The sequence below is a fragment of the Pseudoduganella flava genome (genome assembly GCF_007830495.1).
In the GTDB taxonomy this organism is placed as follows: Bacteria; Pseudomonadota; Gammaproteobacteria; order Burkholderiales; family Burkholderiaceae_D; genus Rugamonas; species Rugamonas flava.
In genome coordinates this window covers 580,707-601,733 of sequence record NZ_VLKW01000001.1, presented here as the reverse complement: position 1 = coordinate 601,733, position 21,027 = coordinate 580,707, and the positions used below count along the sequence as shown (strand labels likewise).

The 21,027-nt window shown below is 67.2% G+C and carries 16 protein-coding genes; 5 read left to right on the top strand and 11 right to left on the bottom strand.

Features of this window, described 5'->3' with window-relative positions; all coding sequences use genetic code 11:
* Positions 1-4: 4 nt before the first annotated feature.
* From IP92_RS02560 to IP92_RS02530, 8 genes are all read right to left on the bottom strand, one after another.
* A complete protein-coding gene (locus IP92_RS02560) occupies positions 5-2,329 on the bottom strand; it encodes a hypothetical protein (RefSeq protein ID WP_145872934.1) in 2,325 nt (774 codons plus the stop codon).
* Positions 2,329-3,261 carry a hypothetical protein gene (locus IP92_RS02555; RefSeq protein WP_145872933.1) on the bottom strand — a complete coding sequence of 311 codons (933 nt, stop codon included), beginning with the start codon at positions 3,259-3,261 and terminating at the stop codon, positions 2,329-2,331. The genes IP92_RS02560 and IP92_RS02555 overlap by 1 nt, the downstream gene beginning before the upstream one ends.
* On the bottom strand, positions 3,258-8,480 hold the full coding sequence (locus tag IP92_RS02550) for a tape measure protein (protein WP_158206809.1): 5,223 nt from the start codon (positions 8,478-8,480) through the stop codon (positions 3,258-3,260). Before IP92_RS02550 ends, IP92_RS02555 begins: the two co-directional genes overlap by 4 nt.
* Before the next feature lie 49 nt (positions 8,481-8,529).
* Positions 8,530-8,934 carry a hypothetical protein gene (locus IP92_RS29825; protein WP_158206808.1) on the bottom strand — a complete coding sequence of 135 codons (405 nt, stop codon included), beginning with the start codon at positions 8,932-8,934 and terminating at the stop codon, positions 8,530-8,532.
* Between the two features lie 8 nt (positions 8,935-8,942).
* The gene (locus IP92_RS02545; protein WP_145872931.1) at positions 8,943-9,371 is read right to left on the bottom strand and encodes a hypothetical protein; all 429 of its coding nucleotides are present in this window, start codon (positions 9,369-9,371) and stop codon (positions 8,943-8,945) included.
* Between the two features lie 77 nt (positions 9,372-9,448).
* Positions 9,449-9,904 carry a hypothetical protein gene (locus IP92_RS02540; RefSeq protein WP_145872930.1) on the bottom strand — a complete coding sequence of 152 codons (456 nt, stop codon included), beginning with the start codon at positions 9,902-9,904 and terminating at the stop codon, positions 9,449-9,451.
* Positions 9,905-10,446: 542 nt separating this feature from the next.
* Complete coding sequence (locus tag IP92_RS02535; RefSeq protein WP_145872929.1) at positions 10,447-10,926, bottom strand: hypothetical protein; 480 nt, start codon at positions 10,924-10,926, stop codon at positions 10,447-10,449.
* A 24-nt stretch (positions 10,927-10,950) separates the two neighbouring features.
* A complete protein-coding gene (locus IP92_RS02530) occupies positions 10,951-11,373 on the bottom strand; it encodes a hypothetical protein (RefSeq protein ID WP_145872928.1) in 423 nt (140 codons plus the stop codon).
* A gap of 307 nt (positions 11,374-11,680) precedes the next feature.
* Here IP92_RS02530 and IP92_RS02525 point away from each other — a divergent pair, with 307 nt between their 5' ends.
* Together IP92_RS02525 and IP92_RS02520 are read left to right on the top strand one after the other, a co-directional pair.
* The gene (locus tag IP92_RS02525; protein ID WP_229418582.1) at positions 11,681-12,394 is read left to right on the top strand and encodes a S24 family peptidase; all 714 of its coding nucleotides are present in this window, start codon (positions 11,681-11,683) and stop codon (positions 12,392-12,394) included.
* Positions 12,394-12,798 (top strand): hypothetical protein, encoded by a 405-nt coding sequence (locus tag IP92_RS02520; protein ID WP_145872927.1) that lies wholly within the window; start codon positions 12,394-12,396, stop codon positions 12,796-12,798. The genes IP92_RS02525 and IP92_RS02520 overlap by 1 nt, the downstream gene beginning before the upstream one ends.
* A 4-nt stretch (positions 12,799-12,802) precedes the next feature.
* On the opposite strand, the gene IP92_RS02515 is transcribed toward IP92_RS02520, so the two are convergent.
* The gene (locus IP92_RS02515; protein WP_158206807.1) at positions 12,803-13,825 is read right to left on the bottom strand and encodes an acyltransferase family protein; all 1,023 of its coding nucleotides are present in this window, start codon (positions 13,823-13,825) and stop codon (positions 12,803-12,805) included.
* 8 nt (positions 13,826-13,833) lie between these two features.
* A complete protein-coding gene (locus IP92_RS02510) occupies positions 13,834-14,841 on the bottom strand; it encodes an acyltransferase family protein (RefSeq protein ID WP_145872925.1) in 1,008 nt (335 codons plus the stop codon).
* Between the two features lie 122 nt (positions 14,842-14,963).
* Between IP92_RS02510 and IP92_RS02505 the strand changes: the two genes are divergently transcribed.
* Positions 14,964-15,887 carry a polysaccharide deacetylase family protein gene (locus IP92_RS02505; RefSeq protein ID WP_145872924.1) on the top strand — a complete coding sequence of 308 codons (924 nt, stop codon included), beginning with the start codon at positions 14,964-14,966 and terminating at the stop codon, positions 15,885-15,887.
* 6 nt (positions 15,888-15,893) lie between these two features.
* On the opposite strand, the gene IP92_RS02500 is transcribed toward IP92_RS02505, so the two are convergent.
* Complete coding sequence (locus tag IP92_RS02500; protein WP_145872923.1) at positions 15,894-16,685, bottom strand: alpha/beta fold hydrolase; 792 nt, start codon at positions 16,683-16,685, stop codon at positions 15,894-15,896.
* A 97-nt stretch (positions 16,686-16,782) separates the two neighbouring features.
* Between IP92_RS02500 and IP92_RS02495 the strand changes: the two genes are divergently transcribed.
* The gene (locus IP92_RS02495) at positions 16,783-17,694 is read left to right on the top strand and encodes a LysR family transcriptional regulator (protein ID WP_145872922.1); all 912 of its coding nucleotides are present in this window, start codon (positions 16,783-16,785) and stop codon (positions 17,692-17,694) included.
* 78 nt (positions 17,695-17,772) lie between these two features.
* The gene (locus tag IP92_RS02490) at positions 17,773-21,027 is read left to right on the top strand and encodes a DUF4450 domain-containing protein (RefSeq protein ID WP_145872921.1); all 3,255 of its coding nucleotides are present in this window, start codon (positions 17,773-17,775) and stop codon (positions 21,025-21,027) included.

Sequence of the window (21,027 nt, the reverse complement as noted above, 5' to 3'; positions counted from 1 at the left end):
CCTTTCACTTCAGGTCGCAGAGTTCGATCGTGAGCATGCGCAGGCGGGCACCGGACATGGAGGTCATGCCGCGGGTGCCTACACCGAACGTCACGATGCGATTGGCGGAAACGGCACGCGGCCGCTGCCGGCTACCTACGCCAGACGCCGCAAGGTTGTCCAGCTCGGGGACGGGGATGGACCCTCGGTAGCGCGGGACCGCCGCCGCATCGGTCGAATAGACGGAGACGGCGGTCAGCCCGAGCAGATTCGGACGGGCAGCCGCATAATTGGCACTCCCCGAGCCATGGATCACGTACAGGCCCTTACTCGTCCTCGTTGCATGCAGATCGTCGCCCTCGACGCCCTGGGCGCCGTGCAGGGGCGCAGCACCAGCCGCGATGACGGCGTTAGTCGCGGAATCTACTTTGTAACCATACACTGCTCCAGTTCCCGGCTGCGGCCGGGCCATAATGGTGCAGAAGTCCAGTCCACCGCCCGGGACGACGAAACCTGTGCCGCCCAAGACACCATCGGCGAAAAGGCGATGACTTTGCGGACCGATGCTGACGGCCCCGTCGGCGTAAGCCACAACCGCCGAAATGGAAACGGGAACGCTGACGTCGCCGAGCGGTTCCGTCCCGACGAGCGACAGCAGGGCCTGGGTAGGGCTGAGCCGGTACAGCCTTGGGGTGTACCGGCCGTCCCCGGGAGAGCCGATCTGGCTGCTTCCAGAAACGAAGTTGACGGGGAATTGCGCGAGTGCCACAGCGGTACCCGCCGTGATCGTGGTGCCCGATATATTCAGCGCGATGACGAAGGTGGACGCGTATGAACCTGCGTCCGACATCAGCAGGATACGTTCCGGCGTCAGCATGCAGACGCTATACGAAGGCGTATACGAAGACCCGTTCGACACCGATTTTTTTACGTTGCACGATGGTCCGATGGTACACGCCGGCTCGGCCGGCCCGTTGACGGTGACAACCCGTGCAAGCAGTCCATTTGCGCTGCTGTACGCCTGGTAGAGGACGAGTACGCTACTCGCACTTAACGCATAACTGGTCGGACTGGCTCCTCCTCCGGCTTCCGCCACCCCTGCCGAAGTAACGGCCGCAGTCGCGCCAACGACGATCTTATCGTCGACAACAGACATCGCGAAGCACGAAACCAACCCGCTGACGGTGGAAGAAGCGTACGCGTAGAAATACAGTGTCGGGCTGAGTTGTTCGATGCGCTGGGCGTTGGTGCCGTCGTCGCCGTCCCATGCCGAATAATAACCGGCGACTGGAACGATGGCGGATGTACCGATCGCCAGCGAGAGGCTTGGCGACGCGCCTTTCACGGTCAATAGAACAGCCCTCCCCTCGCGTGAAGGCGTCGCATAGAAAAGCAAAGCCTGCGTGGCGCTCACCTTGAACAGCCTGCTCGGCTTGGCGTATAGCGTCGCGTCGATCGTCACCGGAAGCGATACCGTGCGGCCGCGGTAATCGACGATCACGGCCCCGAATCCACCGGCGATCAGAGGCACCATGTGTATCGATGTGAAGTCATCCAGCGCGACAAACTCCGGATAGTACGGCGCACTGGTCGACACGCCGACGGTCGCGCCAAAGGTATGCTCCGCTGCCAACAGCCCCGGTTCGAGGCAGGTGCCCGTGACACCCCAGCGCCCGGCCTCGGACGATTTGTCTTCAAGCGTCAGCATTGCGGTACCTGTGGGTGCCACCGCAGCGATCAGCAAGCCCGTACTGTCACGGATACCGAACGCGTATCCGCCGTCGTTGCGTATGACGAACACTGGCCCGCCCATACCTTGCATCGCGTTCGCCTTCGGCAGCCACACAGCGCGTCCCCGCTCAGTCATCGAGATCACCTGGTTGCCTGCCGAACCGGCGACAAGCACGATATCGCTGCCGCTGTTGACAGTGGCCGACGCCACTGGAGTAACGTTCGGCGTCACGAGCACCCAGTTGTCGCGGTCATTGGCGGGGTCCAGCGCCGCCCCACCGCCCGCACGGCGTCGGTACGTCAGATAAGTGATGTTACTGATCGCACAGTCGCCCCGCACATACGCACGATCCGGCACGAAAAAGCTGGCATTGGTGGTCGCAGCCGCCGTCTCCGCCGCCGCCTTCGCCTCGGCCGCCGAATCCTTCGACCGCACCGCCGCGGCAAACGCCTCGGTCGCATTGTTGAACACATTTGCCGCCAGCGCCGTGTACTGGCTCACGGCGCCGACGAACCACAGGATGAAAGAGTCGACGCGCGAAAAGAACGTGGCGCGGTCGCCGCGTTGGGGTGCCGGGGAGTCCAGCGGCGTAATGGGTGGTGGGGTCTCGATAGCCATCAGATCAGTCCTAAAACGTTAAGGTTGAGAATGCATTCGGTCGCGTCGTATTCGATCTCGCCGCTGCCCAAGCCAAACACGCGCAAGCCCGAGTAGCCCGGTTCATCGGAACCGATCCACACGGACGGCACGTCCAGTTGCTCCTGCAGGATCGCCTGCACCGTGGCGGCGTCGACGACGTCCAGGATCGCGGTCGCGCTCATGTCCGTCGTCGCCTTGCGCCGCTGGATGCGGGTCTTGCCGAACTCGTTGGTGTCGATGTAGCTGTAGCTCTTCGGCTTGACCCGCGCGCCGCGCTGCGTCTGGCCCAGCGTGCGGCGGTCGCCGATCGCCAGCATCCCGCAGCGCACTTCGCCCGATGCCCGCGACAGTGTGATCGTGATTTCGGTATTGACGTTCTGCGGGATGTCGCTGGCGATGAAGTCCGTCATCGGCTTGTAGCGCCCGTAGAAGTACTCGTCGTAGTCGCCCGGCGCGGAGGCTTCCAACGGCCCGACGTAGTGCGCGACGACCACGCCATCCGGCGCGTCCTTCACCGTGTACTCGATCTGTTCCGCATCGAGTCCGGCGAGGAAGAACGCATTGAACGGGCCGGGCCGCAGCACGAGCGTCAACGGCGATGCCACCACCGTCTGCGTGTTGGCTTCGTCGTCGAACATTGCCCAGCGGTTCGTCGCCCCCGTGTCGAGCCAGGGCGGCGTGGTGCCGCCCGTACCCGCCACCGCGGTCGGGTCCTTGCCGGTACTGGCCACGAGTGCCTCGTAGACCCGGTGCGTGGCCGTGCTGATGCAGCGGTCACCCACCGCATAGGCCTTCTTCGGATCGTAGGCGGCGTACTCGTTCTCGAGGGCCGTGCTGCTGACGAGGATCTTGCCCGTCACCGCGGTGCCCTGGATGACGCTGAGCGACCTGACTTCGAACGTGCCGCTCATAGCACCACCTGCACCAGTGCCGGGCCGCCGCCGGCCGTGTTGGTTTCATACATGTCCGCATGCCTTCCCGTGTTTTGTGCGATCTTGTTGAGTGCCGCTCCCTGCTTCGCGACCGCGTCGCCGAGCGCCTGCATCCCGGCCGCCAGTTCGCTGTTGTCCGGCGCCAGCGAGCGCGCGGCCGCGCGCGATGCCTGGGTGGACTCGGCCGCTTCCGTGGCGCTGCCGCCCCCGGGTGCCCAGCTCACTGTCGGGTGCTTGGCCTTGTATTCCGGGCTGTTCATGAAGCCGGCTTGGATCTGCTCCAGCGTCATGCCGGACTGCGCCTGCTTCATCCAGAAGTCCAGCCCGGCCGCTTCCGCTTCCCGGTCGAGTAGCTTTTGATACAGGCCGCGAATCTTCGCTTCCGGGGAGTTCGCGATGTTGTCGACGATCGTCTGGATCGGCGTACCGTTGGCGGCCTGGTTCTGCCAGAACGCCAATCCCGCCGCTTCCGGCGCGCGGTTCAGTGACGTCTGATAGGCCTGCGTGATCGCCGCCGTCGACGCGATGATTGGGTTGGCCTGCGCCGCCGCGATCGCGCCGGACAGCGACAACAACGCCTCCGCCACCGACTTCACCGAGTTGTCGATGCCTTTCAGCGCGTCGATCTGCTCCTGGGCCTTTTGCAGCTCCTTGTCGAGCCGGAGCATCTCGTCCTTGTACGCCCTGTCGGCGGCCTTCTTCTGGTCCTGCAGCACCTTCAACATGCGTTCTTCAACGCTCATCCGGCTGTCCGTCAGGTCGGCCAGCGCGGCGATGTCGTTCGCCGTGCGGTAGTAGTCGCGCAGGTAATCGACGTACGACGAAAACTGGTTGCCCGCATCCTGCCCGACGACGCCCAGTGCGTTCTGCAGCTTTTCCGCCTCCGGCAGCGGGCCGCCGGCGCGGGCGATCGCGAGCGCGGACCGGATCTGCGCCTGCGCGCTCTGCCGGTCGAACAGTTCCTGGCCTGGCGCGTGCATCTGGTTAAGCGTGCCATGCAGCGCGTCGGACAGCGCCTTCAGTTTCGCCACGGCCGACGAGGTGTCGTCGATCCTCGCCTGCATCGCCTCCGAAGCCGCATCGTGGGCGGTGGTCAGCGCGTTCTTTTCGTCCTGCACGGCGCGCTGCAAGCCGGCAAACGCCTTGTCGACGCCACCCAGCAATTCGGTTGCCGCATCGCGCACCCGCTCGATCGCCGCCTGCTCGTCCTGCAGTGCGTAGATGCGCTGCTGCAGCGGGCGCAGCGACGCATCCATCGCCGCCAGCTCCTTCGCCCGGTCGCGCGCCGTCACTTCGGCGCTGGAGTGCGTCATCTCGTAGATCTTCGCTTCCAGCTCCAGGCGGTCGGCCGCGACTTGCGCGGCGCTGGCCGTTTCGTTCATCGCCGGGTAGACCTTCGCGAACGCCGACTCCAGCGCCATCAGCGCCGTGTACTGCTGCGCATCCTTGCTTGGGTCGAGCGCCAGCACGGCGGCCTTGAACTTGTCGCGGCTGTCGATACCGGCCAGGTTCAATGCGGCCATCTGCTCCGTCACGTACTTCCGCACCGGCGCCAGGCGCTCGTCCTCGGTCAGGTAGTTGTCGGCGAAGCTGGCCGTCTGTTCCGCCAGCTTGTCGATGCCGCCCGCCAGTTCGATCAGGTGCTCGCGCGCCGCAACGCTTTGCAGGCCCACTGCGCCGAAGGTCTTGCCGATCGAGGCGAAGATGGAATCGATGTTGGCATAGTCGACCGCGATGCGCGTGAGCGTCTCGAACTGGCCCTCGCCGATCTTCTGGAAATCGCGTAGGCCATCCACCGCAAACGCCGCCATGTCGTCGCCGAGCTTGGAGAAGATCGCTTCGAGCTGCTCCTGCAACTCCTTGCCTTTCAGGTCCTTCAGCGACACTTTGCCGATGTCGACAACGAAACTGTTCAGGTGCTGCGTGAACGCATCGCCGCCCAGGCCCAGCAACTTGCCCGCTTCCTGCACGCTGTCCGCGAGCCCCTTGACGACCTTCGTGATCTGGTCGTTCGCCTCGTTGCCCAGCGCCGTCAGCGACGTACGGTATTTGTCGCCGCGCAGCAGGCCGCCGGACTTCTTCGTATCGGTGTACTGGTAGGCGTCGATCCCTTCGGTCAGCACCGTGCCCAGCGTGGCGCGTGAGGCCGTAAAACCTGTATCGAGCACCGTCACTTTGCCGCCGAAGAGGGACGAGAACACCTTGCCGGTGATCTTGCCGACCAGGCCCCCCGTCATCTTGTCGAGCGTCAGGCCGATCAAGCCACCTGTTGCGGCGACCGCCGCTGTCGAGTTACCCAAATCATAGGCCGAGCCCTTCTGCCCGTCCGCCAGCTTGCCCGTCAGGCCGGCATTGCGCACCAGTAGATTCCCCAGGCCCGCTACCGAGCTTTCGATGCTGCGCAGCGCGGCCAGCATGCCGGCCGTGTGCGACAGTTCCATGTCCGAGTTCTGCTCGATCAGTTCCAGCGAGCGGGCAATCGAATCGGACTTCGCGCTCGCGTCGCCCAGCACACTGCCGGTGCCCGCCTTTTCCTGGCGCTCCTTGGCGATGTCCACGCCGCCGCCGCCCATGCCGCCGGTCAGCTTCGCACCCAGCGCCACCACGGCAGCCAGCGTGGCGGCACCCGCGGCCAGGTTCAGCGGGAAAGGCAGCGAAGCGATCGCCTTGACCACCGCCGTCAAGCCCCAGGCGCTCGCCTCCGTACCGGCCAGCGTCGTCGACGCCGCCGACGTCGCTGCCTCGCCGGAAAGCTTGGTGGCATTGAGCGTCGTGGTTGCGGTGACTTCGCCTTCCTTGAAGAACAGCTTCTTCGCCATGTTCTCCAGCGCCATCGCCAGTTCCGCCGCCCGATAGGCCTTCTCGATTCCTTCCATCGCCTTGTAGCCGGCGGAGTTCTCCTTGAAGAAGCCTTTCGCGGCGGACGCCATGTCGCCGTAGTGCTTGACCTGCTGCGTGGCGCGCTCCTCGGCGGCTTTTGCATTCGCGGCGTCGATCTTGCTCTGGTCGCCGCCGGCCCCCTCCTTGGCCCTGTCCAGGCGCTCGTTGATGCCCTCATGGACATTGGCGTTATCGAGCAGCGCCGAGCCCACCGCCCCCAGCGCCTTGCCGGTGCGGCCGAATACCGCTTCCAGCTTCTGCGCAATGGCTTCGAAGCTCTTCGTCAATTCGTTGCGGCGTGCGGCGGCCGCTTCCTGCTCGATGGTGCGCTGGCGGTTCACGTACCATATACCGAATTCGGCTTCCAGCTGCTTGCGCAGAGACGAACCTTCCTGCGCCATCTGGATACGTTCGCGGTACACGGCCGCCTCGTCCTCCAGCTTGGCGCGGGCCAGTTCGCCGGGGTCGTCGATGCGCCCCAGCCGGGTCGCCTTGTTCGCGGCGGCCAGCTGGTCTGCCGCTTCGCGCGCTTTCCGGTCCCGCATCTCGTCCTGCTCCGCGCGGGTCTGCGCCGCCGCCTGGGCCTGCATCCGCGCGACCATGTCGTCGGTCACGGGTCTGCCTGCGCCGCGCATCGTGTCCACGGCTTCCTGCACCGAGCGCCGATTCTTGAATTCCACTTCGGCGATGTCGTGCGCATCCTTGCTCTTGCCTTGCATGGCGTTCTCGAACTCGCGCACCGCGATGGCGTCCTGGCGGGCCTTGGTGGAGCGCTTGATCCATTCGGCCACGTCCTTCTCGGACTCGTTCAGACGGAAGGCCTTCTCCGCCACCTCCTGCCCCTTCAGCGCCACTTCGATGCGCTGCTGCTCAGCGGCTGTCAGGTTGAGCGTGCCGGCCTTCAGTTCAGCGTTCAGGCGGATCCGCTGCTTTTCCGTTTCGAGCATGCCCGCCGTGAACTGCGCCTCGACATCGTAGTCGACGGTCTTCGACTTGATTCCGGACTCGAGCGAGTCCGCCTTGCTCGGGCTCGTGCTCTTGCTGGGCGGATCGAAGCGGTCCAGCACGCGCTGCCGCCGGTCCGCCGTAAAGTTGGTGCCGAGCTTCTTCTCCCACTTCTCCACTTCCTGCTTGGCCTTCTCGGCCGCCGTACCGTATTCCCTCTCGAACGCCGCCAGGTCGCTTGCCCCGGGCTTTGGCAGGCCCTCCGCCGCGGCACGCGCCTTGGCCTGGCGGTCCAGCTGACGCACGATCTCGTCGGTGCTCTTGCCGGCCGCGCTGGCCGCTTGTTCCGATTTCTCTTTCGCCGAGTCACCGAACGCGGCCCACGCGGTCGCCGCCAGACCAAGCACGCCAGCGACGATGCCGACGGGGCCGCTCAGCAGGCCCGCAGCGATCCCCAGGCCACGCATGGCGACCGCGGCTACCCCGGCAGCGCTGGCCGTACTGGCCGCCTGCAGCGCCCACGCGGCCAGCGTTCCCACCGTGCGCAATGCCAGCAACGTTTCGACAGCGCCAACGACGATTGCCGCGTTGTCGCCAAGCGCCTGCAGGCCGTGCATCAGCAGCTCGGCGCCACCGGATGCCTCGGCCTGCTGGCCGACGTATTCGGTCATGCCGTTCTTCAGCTCCGTGACGGCGCCGCCGACGGTCTGCATCTGCGTGGCTTCGCCCCGCAAGGCGATCATCGCCTGCGGCAGCCCGCCCGCCAGGACGGACGCCGTGAGCTCGCCCTCCTCGGCCAGCTTCTGCAGGTCCGCGACCGGCATATGCAGCGAATCGGCCAGCGCCATCACAAGGCGCGGCGCGGCGCTGTACACGCTGTTCAGGTCCTCCCCGCTCAGCTTCCCCATGGCGAACGCCTGTACCAGCTGCTGCTGTGCGGTCGCGGCTTCGCCCGCTGCCGTGCCCGAAGCCTTCAGGCCCAGCGCGATCGCTTCCGTCACGTCGCTGACGTCCTCCTGCGACAGGTGCAGCTCCCGCGTGCTGTCCGCGATGCGGGCATACAGCGTGCCCGTTTGCGCCAGGTCTCCCTGGCTGGCCTTGGCGATGCGCACGACGTCCGCATACGCCTCGGCATACTCCTGTTGCGACTTGGTGGCCAGTTTCAGCTGGCCGGTAAAGGTGGCGTACGCGTCGCTCATGCGTACCAGACCGGCGGCGCTGGCATCGATGCCCAGCCCAGCCAGCGCCTTCTGCGCCTGCTCGACCGCCGCGGTCAATCCGGCCACCCTGCTGTTGGCGAGGTCCGCGGCATTGGCAAGGTCGCGCAGCTGCGCGGCATCCAGGCCCACCCCTTTCTGCAAATTGACGACCATATGGTTCCTCTGGTTGTGCGGCCGGGCCGCGTGCGACGCCGTGTGGCGTTCAGTCCAGCGCCGCGTCGATCTTGTCTTCCACCCGCGGGCTGCGATACAGCTCGCCGAACGGCGGCTTGCAGGCGGGGTCCTGCGCTTGATGGCTTTGCACGACGTAGTCGCGCGACAGGCGCCGCAGCGTCTGCACTTCCCATGCATGCAGTTCGACGCCCAGGTTGGCCTGCCATGCGGCCAGCTGGGCATGCGAGACGGGCGCCTCGCCCATGCCCGCCGGCTCCGTCGGCCCCACGTCCCACAGGTACTCGACCAGGTAGGCGGCGGGGCCGGGATCGGGCAGGCTCGGCTCGACGCCATCCTTGCGGTAGCGCGCCAGCCGCGATTGCGCCCGTGGCGCCTCGCCCTTGCCGGCATGCTTCTCGTCGGGGACCGCGTTGAGCCAGGCGTGCTGGCGCACGTACAGGCTTACTTGGTCGCCGACTGCTGCGAGAAATTTGCCCAGTCGTTGATATGCTTGTTGATCTGCTCGGCGATGAAGCCCAGTTCCGGCATCGTGTACACAGCCAGCGCCAGTGCCTCGTCACGCAGGCCGTCCAGTTCGACGTTCTGCAGCTCGACCGTGCACGCGGCAAGGAACTCGGCGTTCTCGCGCGCCTGCTCGTCGGCGGTCAGGTCCGACTTGCCCTTCTTCTTCAGGCGGTCGATCGTGCGGTTCGACGCGGCCGCCTGCGCCTTCTTGAAGGCCTTCGAGCCCGGGCCGTACAGCACGGCGACCAGCGGACGGGCCGCATCCGGCTGGCCGTCCGTGCCGTCGGCGAACATCGGTTCGTCGTTGGCGTCGCGCAGGTGCAGCTGGGTGGTCGGGGTCACGGCGAATTTGCGGATGTCGGTCATGTGTTGCTCCTCATTGGTGGAAATAAAAAAAGCGGGCCGGATGGCCCGCGTGTGCAGCGTTGCGATGCGTCGTTGAATCAGGCTGCGGAACGGATCGTGTCGGTCTGGCGCAGCAGCGACATGGCGCCGACGACGTTGCTGTCAACAGTGCCCTGGTCCTCGGTGAACTTGGAGACCTGCGCCGTGAAATAGCGCTTGCTGCCGTTCTGCTTGACGACCTTGAACGACAGCACGTCGTAGTCCAGGCTCGCGGCGAAGCAGATCTTCTGGCCTTCGTCGTTCTCGTCCCAGCCCATCTTCCAATCGGCCGAGCCGAGCTTGTAGCTGCCCTTCTTCTCGATCTGCTGCGCCTTGTCGACCGGCGCGTGGGTCGACGTGTTGTAGGTGCGGCCCAGCACGGACGGCACGTCCGTCACTTCGCCCACCTTCTTCCACGCCAGCGCTTCATAGCCGGCTTCCGTGTAGGTCGCAGGCAGCGCGGTGGCCACCCACAGTTCGGTACCGGCGACGGTCGTTACGTTTTCACCACTCATGGGACTTCCTTTCAAAGAAAAAAAAAGCCCGCTCATCGGCGGGCCTGTTGCAGGATCGCCGGCAGCGCAGTTGCGTACCGGCGAAAAAAAACCCGCTTGCGCGGGTCGTTGGGTGCGAAGTTCATCGGTCGACATCGGCTTTTACTTCCAGGCGATCGTGCGCCTCCCACAGGGAAGCGCCGGATCGGCTGAAGGCTCGGGACACCCCGGCAAAACACGTTGTCGATGAATGCATCGTATCGATGCCGGCAACGGGTATCAAGGGGGATCGCGAAAATTTCTTCGTCCTCTGGGCCGCCTGGTTTCGCCGCGGCCGCTGCCGACGACCGTGCGCCTCCCGGCGGGAAGCGAAGTCGTTGGCAGAGCCACAGGCACGGGGCAGACCCGGCGATCACGTTGTCGATGGAGTCATCGTAACGGGGGCGAAAAACGGTATCAAGGGGCATGTCGATATTTTTTTCCTGTTGCCGCAACCTGCGACCTCCTTGGTACGAGCGAAAAAAAACCCGCTCGCGCGGGTCTCGATCTCGCATTGCGGCCCTTCAGCTCGCGGCGCGCTCCACCGCCGCCAGCACCGCCAGCAGATTGCGTTCGGCGCGCGCCACCACCAGTTTCACGTGCGAGCCGCGCACGCCCTTCAGCTTCAAGCGGATCCGTTCATCCGGCATCTGATAGATGTACTTCGCCTTCAGCGCCATGCGGTCGTTGTAGTCGCCCAGCGTGCGCCATGCGGCTTCGATCATCCAGCCGTCCAGCTGGTCGGCGGAAACCAGCGGGCGCACCGGCTGCGCCTTCAGCTCCGCCAGGTCTTCGGCCGGCATCGTCTCGCCGACCCGCGACGACACGTACCAGCGCGCCCACAGCGCGCAGCAGCTCGCCGCCCGCGTCAGCGGTCCACTGACGACGCGGCGCCAGTTGTCGAGACGCCCGGCCAGCTCGCGCTGGCGCTCGAGCGCTGGGGAAATCGGGGGCATCGCGTACCGGTTCGGTTTCATCATCGTGTCGTTCATTACTGCATTCATGTTCTGCTCCTGCTGTTACTGTCGTTACCGCGGTGCGGCGGCGTCGCTGCGGTATGGCACGCGCTGCCCGCCCATCAGGGAAGGCGTGTCGCGATAATCGAAGGCCCCGGCCCGGATGATCGACGGGCCCCGGTTGCCGCGCCGTAGTGGCCGGAACGACGGCGCCACGCGCGGCTGGGCAAGCTCGCCGCAGGACACGGGGACTGCCAGCGGCGGCAATCCCAGCATCGCGCGGCCGATGTCCGTCACGCCGTAGCCGCCGTCGCGCCGCGCCATCCGGTGCCGCACCAGCACTTCGATCACGCCCTGGTGGAACTGGTGCGCCGTCAGCCCGCCGTCGAACGCTTCGCGCCACTCTTCGGGCGTGGCGCCGTCGCCCAGTTCGAGCAGCACGCCGAGCGCGCGGTGGATGCCGCTGTCGCGGCGCGGGAGGCGATGTTCAGACATGACGGCCCTCCCCGCCTGCCCGCCGCAGCGTGGGCAGGCCGCGCTGCGGCAACGCCCGGTTCCGCTGCCGGGTACGCCGCTGTGCCGGCCCCGGCGCCGGCCTGTGTTGATCGGATACCGTCGATACCCCGTTCTGACCTTGCATGTTCACTCCTCCCTGTTGTTTCGCGCGACAAAAGTTCCAACCGTTTGTTTGAGCCAACGCAAAAATCTATTTCGTCGCTTGCAGTGAACTTTATCAATTGCTATAGTTCGAGTCAAGCGTTTGATAATTTATCAAATGGTAAATTTACGGTCTAATGATGGGATGAACATGTACCAACACCGAAGAGAACGCCTGACGTCGCTGATCCGCGACCAGTACGGCGGGCTGCGCAAGGCGCTGGCGGATGCCAGCGGCTGGAGCGAGGCGCGCATATCGCAAATCCTGTCGTCCACCTACCGCGAGGGCCGTGCCTTCAGCGAGAAGATCGCCCGCAAGCTGGAAAGCGATCTGTCGCTGCCGGCGATGTTTTTCGACCACGGCGCGATCGTCGAGGCAGCCGAACGCGCGGCGGCGCAGGAGTTCCTGCGCATCCGGCCGATCAATGGGGACAGCCCGGGCGTCGTGCAGATCCGGCGTGTGAAGCTGCGCCTGTCCGCCGGGATCGTCGGCTTTTCCGTCGATCCGGATGACGAAGTGGGCCAGGCATTCAACCTGGAAGAGGACTGGATCGCCCGCAACCGCTACAACCCGGACGACCTGATCGCCATCGAAGTCACCGGCGAGAGCATGGAACCGCGGCTGTACCGGGGCGATCTCGTCGTCGTCAACACGGCCGACAAGACGCCGGCCGACGGCCAGGTCTTCGCCGTCAACTACGAAGGCGAGGCCGTGATCAAGCGCCTGACGCGCGATGCCGGCCATTGGTGGCTCACGTCCGACAACCCGGACCAGCGCCGCTTCCCGCGCAAGCTGTGCGACGGCGCCGGTTGCCTGATCGTCGGCCGCGTCGTGCTGAAAAAGAGCGAGAACATCTGATGCCGCCGCGCCTCGTGTGCGCGTTCGTGGACGATGTCGAGAATGCCGATGCGGAATCGATCCGGTTCATCGGCGCGGCACGCGACCGCATCCTGCTTGACGCGCCCGGCTCATTGACGGGTTTGTGCATCTGGGTGTGCGTGGAGGCCGATGCAGACGCGCCGCTGTCTCGGCTCGCGCTGTCGCTGCGCGCGCACGGCCAGGAGATCGACTGGATCACATACGAGGATGCTGCCGTGGCGCCGCCACCGGGCCGGCCCGATGCGGCCTATACGATCGATCACATCTTCGCGCTGCCTGCGTGGCTGACGTGCCGCGAGTGCGTGTTCGAGGTGCATGCGGCCAGCGAGGCCGGGCCGATCGGCGCGGCCTCGCTGTCGCTGGAACGCCCGCTGCCGTTTTGAAGCGTCAGGCCGGCACGCCGGCAGCGCGCCGCGCGGACCGTGCAGCCACGGCATCCGCCACCCTGCCGCCGACCCGCCGGCCCAGCGCCATCATCGGCCGCTCGACGAGGTGAAACGCCAGGTATGGCCACAGCGTGGCCATGGCGGCGAACGCCAGCACCTGCCCCGCGAACGGCACATCGCCCATCTGCCGGAACGCCACCATCAATGCCGCATAGTGGGTCAGGTAGATGCCGTAGCTGTATTGCGCGAGCGTGTGGCTTGCGGCGTTGAGCCAGCGCCACGGCATCTCGCGAAACCAGGGAATCGCAAGGCCCAGCAGCAGGCACGTGAGCCAGCGCGGCTCCATCTGGTTACCGGCCGACGCGAGCCAGGGCAGCGCCGCTAGCAGCATGCCGAGAGGCCAGAGCCAGCCGGGCAGCGTGGCACGGCGGCCCAGCTTCCAAGCGATCAGGCCGGGCAGGAAGCACGGTGCGTAGCTCAGCACGACGAGCCGGCCGGATACGTATGACTGCACCGTGCCCACGACCAGTGCCAGCAGCCACACGCCCAGCAGCCAGTACCACGCACGCGTACGAAAGGCGATGAACAGGAACGGCAGCGCGACATACATCTGCACCTCGATCGGCAACGTCCACAGCCCGCCCACCATCGATTCCTCGTACAACAGGTTCTGCGTCAGCGTCAGGTTCGCGGCAAGCTGCCGCGCGGTCCACTGCGCATCCGGCAGCAGTGCCGCGATCAGCACGCACACGACGGCCAGCGGATAGATGCGGAATGCCCGGTGCACGAAGAATTCCGCCACCAGCGCCCAGCCCCAGCGCCGGCTGCGCTGCAGGGATCCCATCAGCACGAGGCTCGTGTGCACGAAGAACATGATCACGCCGAGCTGGCCGATGTGGTGCGTCAGCTCGGTGGGGCGGCGCGTCAGCACCGCGTACACGTGCGAGCCAAACACGCACAGCACGGCCACGGCACGCAGGAAGTCAAGGTTGACGCTGTCCGCCGCCGTCGGCCGGCCGCTCATGTTCCCACTCATGCGGCCGCCCGTTGCGGCAGCGGCGCCGGCGCGGCATCCCACTTGCGGTTCAGGTAGCGCCGCGCCGGCTGCTCCACCAGATAGAACGACAGCACGCCGGCCGCGATGGACAGCGCCAGGCCGGCGAGGCGCTGCGTCCACGAGCCGTCGCCATACAGGTAGGCGGGCTGCTGCCACAGGTACAGCGAATACGACCACATGCCGAGCATTCGCAACGGCCGCCACGACAGCACCCGCTGCACCAGCGGCGTGGCCGACGGCAGCAGGTTCAGCGCCAGCGCGAACAGCACGCCGCCCACGTACAGCTGCACCAGCACCGGCACCGACCACCACTGCGTGACGAATGCCGCGCAAAGGATCGCAGCCCACGCGACGGTGGGCACGGCGATGCGCCGCTCGCCGAGCGCCAGGTACAGGAACACGGATGCAAACAGCGTGAAGCCCGCGACTTCCGTATGCAGCAGCATGCCCGTCAGCGGCCGGCCCGTGTAGTGCGCCACGTACCAGGAGCCCGCCGCAATGCTGACGCCCAGGCACAGCGCCACGAGCAGCAGCATCGTGCCGCGCGCCCGCCCGGCCAGCACTGCGAGGACGGCCAGCAGCAGGTAGCTGTGCTCCTCGACGCACAGCGACCAGAAGTGCCCGAACGGCATGACCGCGTGTCCCAGCTCGCCGGGGAAGTAGTTGTTCAGGTACGTCGCCGCGGCCAGCGTTTCCGGCCACGACACGGGCATCCCCGCGACGGCGCAAGCGATCACGGTCATGGCCAGGAACACATAGGCGGCGGGGAAGATGCGGGCGATGCGACGGCGAAGAAACCGTGCGATCGGCACGCGCTGCGTGATCAGCAGGCGTGCCATCAGGAAGCCCGACAAGGCGAAGAACAGCCGCACGCCGACGGCGCCCAGGTTCACGCCCGGCACGGGCAGGAAGTGGCCGACCAGCAGCAACAGGATCGCAAGGCCGCGCCAGCCGTCGAGGTAAGTGAGCTGTTCCGAGCGCATCCGGCCTCCGCGCGTGAAAAATCCATTGTCATTTCCATTTCTATTTTTGGCAAGCTTTTAGCTTTTCCGCTGTTGCGCGGCCGTCGGTTACACTGCACGGCCCGCACTTCAGGAGACATCCGATGACCATTCGCCTGCCTGCCGCAGTCCTTGCCTTGCTGGTTGCGCTGCTGTCCGCCCTGCCCGCGTCCGCCCAATCGGTCGCGTTCACGTTCGACGATGGACCGAGCCTGGACGCGACGCCGCGCCTGTCGCCGGCCGAACGCAATGCCGCGATCCTCGCCGCGCTGGCCCGCCACAACGTGCGCGCCGCACTGCTGCTCACCGCAGGCAATGGCGCCAACCGCCCGGAAGGCTTGGCGCTGGCGCGGGCCTGGGGCGAAGCCGGTCACGCGATCGGCAATCACACGATGACGCACCCGGACCTGGACAAGGTGCCGCTGCCGGCCTACCAGCAGGAGCTGCTCGACTGCGACCGCATCATCGCGCCGCTGCCCGGCTACGTGAAATGGTTCCGCTTCACCTACCTGCGCGAAGGCGGCACGCCCGAGAAGCGCGACGGCATGCGCGCCTTCCTGCGCACGCACGGCTACCGCAATGCCTACGTGACGCTGGACACGAGCGACTGGCGCCTGGACGGCAAGCTGGCCGAGGTGCTTGGCAAGAACCCGCAGGCGGATGTGGCGCCGATCCGCGCCGCCTACCTCGCGCACGTGCGGCAGCGCGCGCTGGCGTACCGCGCCCTCGCGCACACCGTGCAGGGGCGCGACATCCCCCAGGTGATCCTGCTGCACCATAACCTGATCAACGCGCTGTGGCTGGACGACGTGATCGCGCAGTTCAAGGAAATGGGCTGGACGATCACGACGCCGCAGGCAGCCTACGCCGATCCCGTCTACCAGCTGATGCCGGAGCGTCCAGTTGCCGGCCAGAGCCTGCTGCTGTCGATGGCCCGCTCGCTGGGTGTCGGCAAGTTCGACGGGTGGGAGCGCCTCGTCGACGATGCCGACTACGAGATCGAGGCGCTGCGGCGCCAGGGCTTGTAGCCGACATCAGGAACCCGAGCCGCCCAGGAACGCCAGCACCCGCTCCTCGTAGGCCCGCGCCATCTCCACGTTCGGCAGGTGCACCGCCGGCAGGATGGCCAGCTGCGCACCGGGTATCGCCGCCGCGATCTGCTCGCTGTGTTCGGGCAGCGTCACGGTATCGTGCGCGCCGCCGATGACGAGTGTGGGCCGGTCGATCAGGCGCAGCACGGACCGCAGGTCGGCATCGCGCACCGCCGCGAACGCGCCGGCCAGCCCCTGCGGCGGCGTCTTCATGATCATCGCGTGGAAGCGCGCCATGGTCGCGGCGTCGGTCTCGCGCATCCGCGCCGGGAACCAGTTCGCCAGGAACATCTGGGCGAACTCCGTCATCGGCTTACCGTCGTACAGCGCGGCGATCATCTCCTCGAACGGGCCATCCAGCCAGGGTGCGGTATTGCTGAGGATGAGGCGGTCGACGCGCTCCGGCGCGCGCACGCCCAGCCACTGGCCGATGAAGCCGCCCAGCGACAGGCCAAGGAAATGCGCGTGGCGGATCTCCAGCCGGTCCATCAGCTCCAGCACGTCGCGCCCCAGGCGGTCCAGCGAGTAGGCGCCGGGCGGCGCGCCCGAACGGCCATGGCCGCGCGTGTCGTAACGCAGCACGCGGAAATGGCGCGCCAGTACCGGCACGTTGTCGTCCCACATCGTCATGTCCGTCGCGATCGAATTGGACAGGATCAGCACGGGCTTGTCCGCCGCGCCGTCCAGACGATACGCCAGCGACGTGCCGTCGCCCAGCCGGATGGTGTCGTTCATGCTGTCCTCCATTGATTGATGTACCGGCGCCATCGTAGAACCGGGCGGATGCGAAAGAAATTACAATGTTCCGTCAGTCTTTGTAGAGGAAGTGAACATGCACGAGTTCACGCTGCAGGAGTTGCAGTGCTTCGACGCGGTGGTGGCGCACGGCGGGTTCCAGGCCGCGGCGCAGGCGCTGCACCGCACGCACCCCGCCGTGTTCGCGGCGGTGGCGAAGCTGGAGCGGCAGCTCGGCATCGCGCTGCTGGACCGCGGCGGCTACCGCGTCAGGTTGACGGAAGCGGGACGCGCATTCCACCAGAAGGCACGCGCCGTGCTGCACGAGATGCAGGGCCTGCGGCGCTACGCGGCGCAGCTGGCGATGGGCGAGGAAAGCGAGTTGCGCGTGGTGATCGGCGACTTCTGCCCGCCCGCCCCGGCGCTGGCCTCGCTGAGCCGCTTCTTCGCCGCACATTCCGGCACCCGGCTGCATCTGGCGGTGGAAGCCGTGGGCGGCCCCATCGAACGGCTGCGCGACGGCGAGGCCGACCTGATCGTGCACAGCGTGGACCGGCACGATCCGCGGCTGGAGTGGACCGCGCTGGGCAAGGTGGCTTTCTTGCCCGTAGCAGCGCCGGGCTTCCTGCCATCCTGGCCGGCGAAAAAAGCGTTGCGGCCGGAAGACCTGCGCGGCTTGACGCAGGCGGTGCTGCGCGACACGGCACGCAGCAAACCCGGCCCCGACCACTTCATGATAGCCGGCGCGCCGCAATGCACGGTGCCGGACCTGGCGATCAAGAAGGAGGTGGTCCTGCGCGGCCTCGCGTGGGGCCACCTGCCCCGCCACCTGGTCGACAAGGAGCTGCGCGCTGGCCGGCTCGTGTCGCTCGCCGGCAGGCACCTGCCGGGAAGCGTCGAGGAGCTGGTGATCGCGCGCCGGGCCGACGTACCCCATGGCCCGGTGGCCGAAGCGTTGTGGCGGCATCTCGCGACCGATAGCAGCCTGCGCATCCGCTCAAGCCGCTGAGTTTTCGCGCGCGAGACGCGACGGCGGGACGCAAATGCGCTACCTTCTGCCTTTCGTCTACCGTCTCCACGAGGCAGCATGATCGCGCGTTACACGCTACTCCTGGCCTGTCTGCTGCCGGCCTGCGTGCCGGCGGCCGAGCCCTACAAGCCGCAAGCACCGGCACTGATGCCGAACCTGCAGGGCCACATCGACCGGCCGTTGCGCTATCGCCCGATGGGTGCCGATTTCGTGATCGCGAACGGCACCGAATTCTTCAACCGGCCCCTCTACGGCGGCAACACGGCGTTTCGCGTGGACGGCGGCGACCGGCCCGAGTTCTCGCTGTACCTGCCCGGCCGCGGCGGCAACCTGCGCTTCGGCGTACGCACCGCGCTCGGCACCTTCTGGCTGCACACGGCGCGCCGCATCGTCAGCCGCTACCGCCCGGGCGAACTGCGCTACGAGATCGCCGACGCTGCGCTGGGCCCGCGCGCCCGCATCGAGCTTGCCGCCGTCGCCTATGCGGCAACGGAAGGCCTGGGCGTGCAAGTGCGTGGCACGCAGCTGCCGGCGGGGACGGAACTGGTGATCGCGTTCGGCCCCGGCAACGGGCAGCGCGGCCGGCGCGACGGCGACATCGGCACCGAGAACGTGCCGATCGGCGAGTACTTCCAGTTCCAGCCGGCGTTCGCCGCCGGCGCCCGCGTCGACACCACACCGCATGGCTTCCGCGTGACGAACGCCCGCACGACGATCGCGGCCACGGTGGACGCGCCGGTGCAGGTCCGGCGCGCCTCCGCCGCCGCGTGGAACGACCTGCCGGCGCTGCTGGCCGGCCGCGAGCCCGATGACGCTGCGGTGGCCGTCGCCCGTGTGCCGCTCGGCCGCCGCCCTGTGCACCTCGCCGTGCAGGTGGCAGCCCGCGAAGAAGCGCGCGAGCAGGCGGTGTATCGCGAGGCCGGCGCGGGCGCCGAACAAGGCAAACAGCAGGCGCCATTGCCGCCGTTCGCGCCGGCCGAACTGGCACAGCGCTTCGAGGCCGCCGTGCGCCACTTCCGCGCCGTGCGCGCGCAGGTGCGCATCGCGACGCCCGATCCGTGGCTGGACGCGGCGATGGGGGCGCTGAACGTGGCGGCAGACGCCGTATGGGATGCGCCGCAGCAGGCGATCATGCATGGCGCCGTGGCGTGGCGCACGAAGCTGCTGGGATGGCGCGGCACATACGCGCTGGATGCGCTTGGCTGGCACGACCGCGCGCGCCGCAACTTCGAAGCGTGGACGGTGCGGCAGGATACGTCGCCGCTTCCCGCAACACCTGCCGCAACGCCGCCCGGCCCGGACCACGCGTCGAACCTCGCCCGCAACGAGGCGGGGCTGCATTCGAACGGCGACATCAGCAAGTCGCACTACGACATGAACCTGGTGTTCATCGACGCGCTGCTGCGCCACCTGCTGTGGACGGGCGACGCCGGCTACGCGGCAGCGGTGTGGCCCGTGCTGGAGCGCCACCTGGCGTGGGAGCGCCGGCTGTTCCGCCGCGAGTTCGGCCCGGACAAGCTGCCGCTGTACGACGCCTATGCGGCGATCTGGGCCAGCGACGACCTGTACTACAACGGCGGCGGCGTCACCCACACATCCGCCTACAACGCGTGGCACAACGAGATGGCGGCTCGCATCGCGCGCCTGATCGGCAAGGACCCGGCGCCATACCAGGCCGAGGCGGATGCGATCCGCCGGGCGATGCGGCAACAGCTGTGGATGCCCGAGCGCGGTGCGTTTGCCGAGTACCGCGACCACCTGGGCGGCCAGCTGCTGCACCCAAGCTATGCGCTGTGGACGTTCTATCACACGCTCGATTCGCAGGTGCCTACGCCAGACGAGGCGGCGCGCATGGCGGCGGACCTGGACCGCCACCTGAGGCCGATTCCCGTGCGCGGCCCGGGCGTGCCGGCCGACCGGCCGTACGCCGTGCTGCCGACGACGGACTGGATGCCGTACTCGTGGTCCATCAACAACGTGGTGATGAGCGAGAACCTGCACACGGCCCTCGCCTACTGGCAGGCCGACCGCCCGGAGACGGCGTACACGCTGGCCAAGGGCGCGCTGCTGGCCAGCCTGTACATGGGCATCAGCCCGGGCAATATCGGCAGCATGAACTACCTCGACGTGTACCGGCGCGAATCGCAGCGCGACTTCGCCGACGGCTCGGGCGTGATGGCGCGCGCCGTCGTCGAGGGGCTGTTCGGCGTGCGGCCCGATGCGCTGGCCGGCGTGCTGACGGTGCATCCCGGCCTGCCCGGCGACTGGGCGCATGCACTGCTCGATCATCCAGACGTACGCGTTGCCTATCGCCGCGACGGCGCGCGCGAAACCTGGACGATCGGCCAGCCCGGCACACGCTTTGCCCGGCTGGTGCTCGAGGTGCCGATGCGCGGTGCCGACGTGGCCTCCGTCGCCATCGGCGGCAAGCCGGTACCCTGGACACAGGCCGCCGGCCGGGTGCGCATCGAATCGCCGTTCGCGGCCGAAGCACGCGTAGCGATCGCATGGCGCGGTGTCGCCCCTGCCGAGCCATTGTCCGCACCGCCCTTAGAGCAATGCACGACGGTGGGCCCGCGCTGGACCGGCGGCGCCCCGATCCAGTCGCGCCACGTGGACCTCAGCGGCCAGTTCAACGACAACGTGACGGAACTCTTCAAGCCGTTCAAATACCTGTCGCCCCGCTCGCCGTTCGTCACGCTGGCCTTGACCGCGCAAGGCGCCGGCGCGTGGGCCGGGCACGTCAACGAACTGCCCGGCATCGACGATGCGGGCTTGCGCATGCTGGGCGGCACGCTGGCACTGCCCAATGGCCTGACTTTCGCGACGCCACCCGCCGGCGCGAACATCGCCTTCACCTCGCAATGGGACAACTACCCGCGCGCCGTGACGATTCCGCTGACGGGCCAGGCCGCGCGCGCCTTCCTGCTGATGGCCGGCACGACGAACCACATGCAAAGCCGCATCGACAACGGCGAAATCGTCGTTGCGTACACGGACGGCTCGACCAGCCGCACGCCGCTCGCCAATCCGGACAACTGGTGGCCGATCGAACGCGATTACTTCGTCGACGATTACCAGTTCCCGTTGTGCGGCACGTTGCCCGTGCGGGTGGACCTGAAGACGGCGCAGGTGCACGTGCCCGATCCCGCCGCCTTCAAGGGCGCCGGCCGCGAACGGATCGACGGCGGCGCAGCCACCGTGCTCGAAGTGCCGCTGGATGCGGCGAAGACGCTGCGGAGCGTCACCGTGCGCAGCCTCGCGAACGACGTCGTGATCGGCGTGATGGCGGTGACGCTGGCGCCGGACTAG

Coding starts and splice junctions, on each gene's coding strand:
- IP92_RS02560 (WP_145872934.1), bottom strand. CDS start 2,329: ATGGCTATCGAGACCCCACCACCCATTACGCCGCTGGACTCCCCGGCA.
- IP92_RS02555 (WP_145872933.1), bottom strand. CDS start 3,261: ATGAGCGGCACGTTCGAAGTCAGGTCGCTCAGCGTCATCCAGGGCACC.
- IP92_RS02550 (WP_158206809.1), bottom strand. CDS start 8,480: ATGGTCGTCAATTTGCAGAAAGGGGTGGGCCTGGATGCCGCGCAGCTG.
- IP92_RS02545 (WP_145872931.1), bottom strand. CDS start 9,371: ATGACCGACATCCGCAAATTCGCCGTGACCCCGACCACCCAGCTGCAC.
- IP92_RS02540 (WP_145872930.1), bottom strand. CDS start 9,904: ATGAGTGGTGAAAACGTAACGACCGTCGCCGGTACCGAACTGTGGGTG.
- IP92_RS02535 (WP_145872929.1), bottom strand. CDS start 10,926: ATGAATGCAGTAATGAACGACACGATGATGAAACCGAACCGGTACGCG.
- IP92_RS02530 (WP_145872928.1), bottom strand. CDS start 11,373: ATGTCTGAACATCGCCTCCCGCGCCGCGACAGCGGCATCCACCGCGCG.
- IP92_RS02525 (WP_229418582.1), top strand. CDS start 11,681: ATGAACATGTACCAACACCGAAGAGAACGCCTGACGTCGCTGATCCGC.
- IP92_RS02520 (WP_145872927.1), top strand. CDS start 12,394: ATGCCGCCGCGCCTCGTGTGCGCGTTCGTGGACGATGTCGAGAATGCC.
- IP92_RS02515 (WP_158206807.1), bottom strand. CDS start 13,825: ATGAGCGGCCGGCCGACGGCGGCGGACAGCGTCAACCTTGACTTCCTG.
- IP92_RS02510 (WP_145872925.1), bottom strand. CDS start 14,841: ATGCGCTCGGAACAGCTCACTTACCTCGACGGCTGGCGCGGCCTTGCG.
- IP92_RS02505 (WP_145872924.1), top strand. CDS start 14,964: ATGACCATTCGCCTGCCTGCCGCAGTCCTTGCCTTGCTGGTTGCGCTG.
- IP92_RS02500 (WP_145872923.1), bottom strand. CDS start 16,685: ATGAACGACACCATCCGGCTGGGCGACGGCACGTCGCTGGCGTATCGT.
- IP92_RS02495 (WP_145872922.1), top strand. CDS start 16,783: ATGCACGAGTTCACGCTGCAGGAGTTGCAGTGCTTCGACGCGGTGGTG.
- IP92_RS02490 (WP_145872921.1), top strand. CDS start 17,773: ATGATCGCGCGTTACACGCTACTCCTGGCCTGTCTGCTGCCGGCCTGC.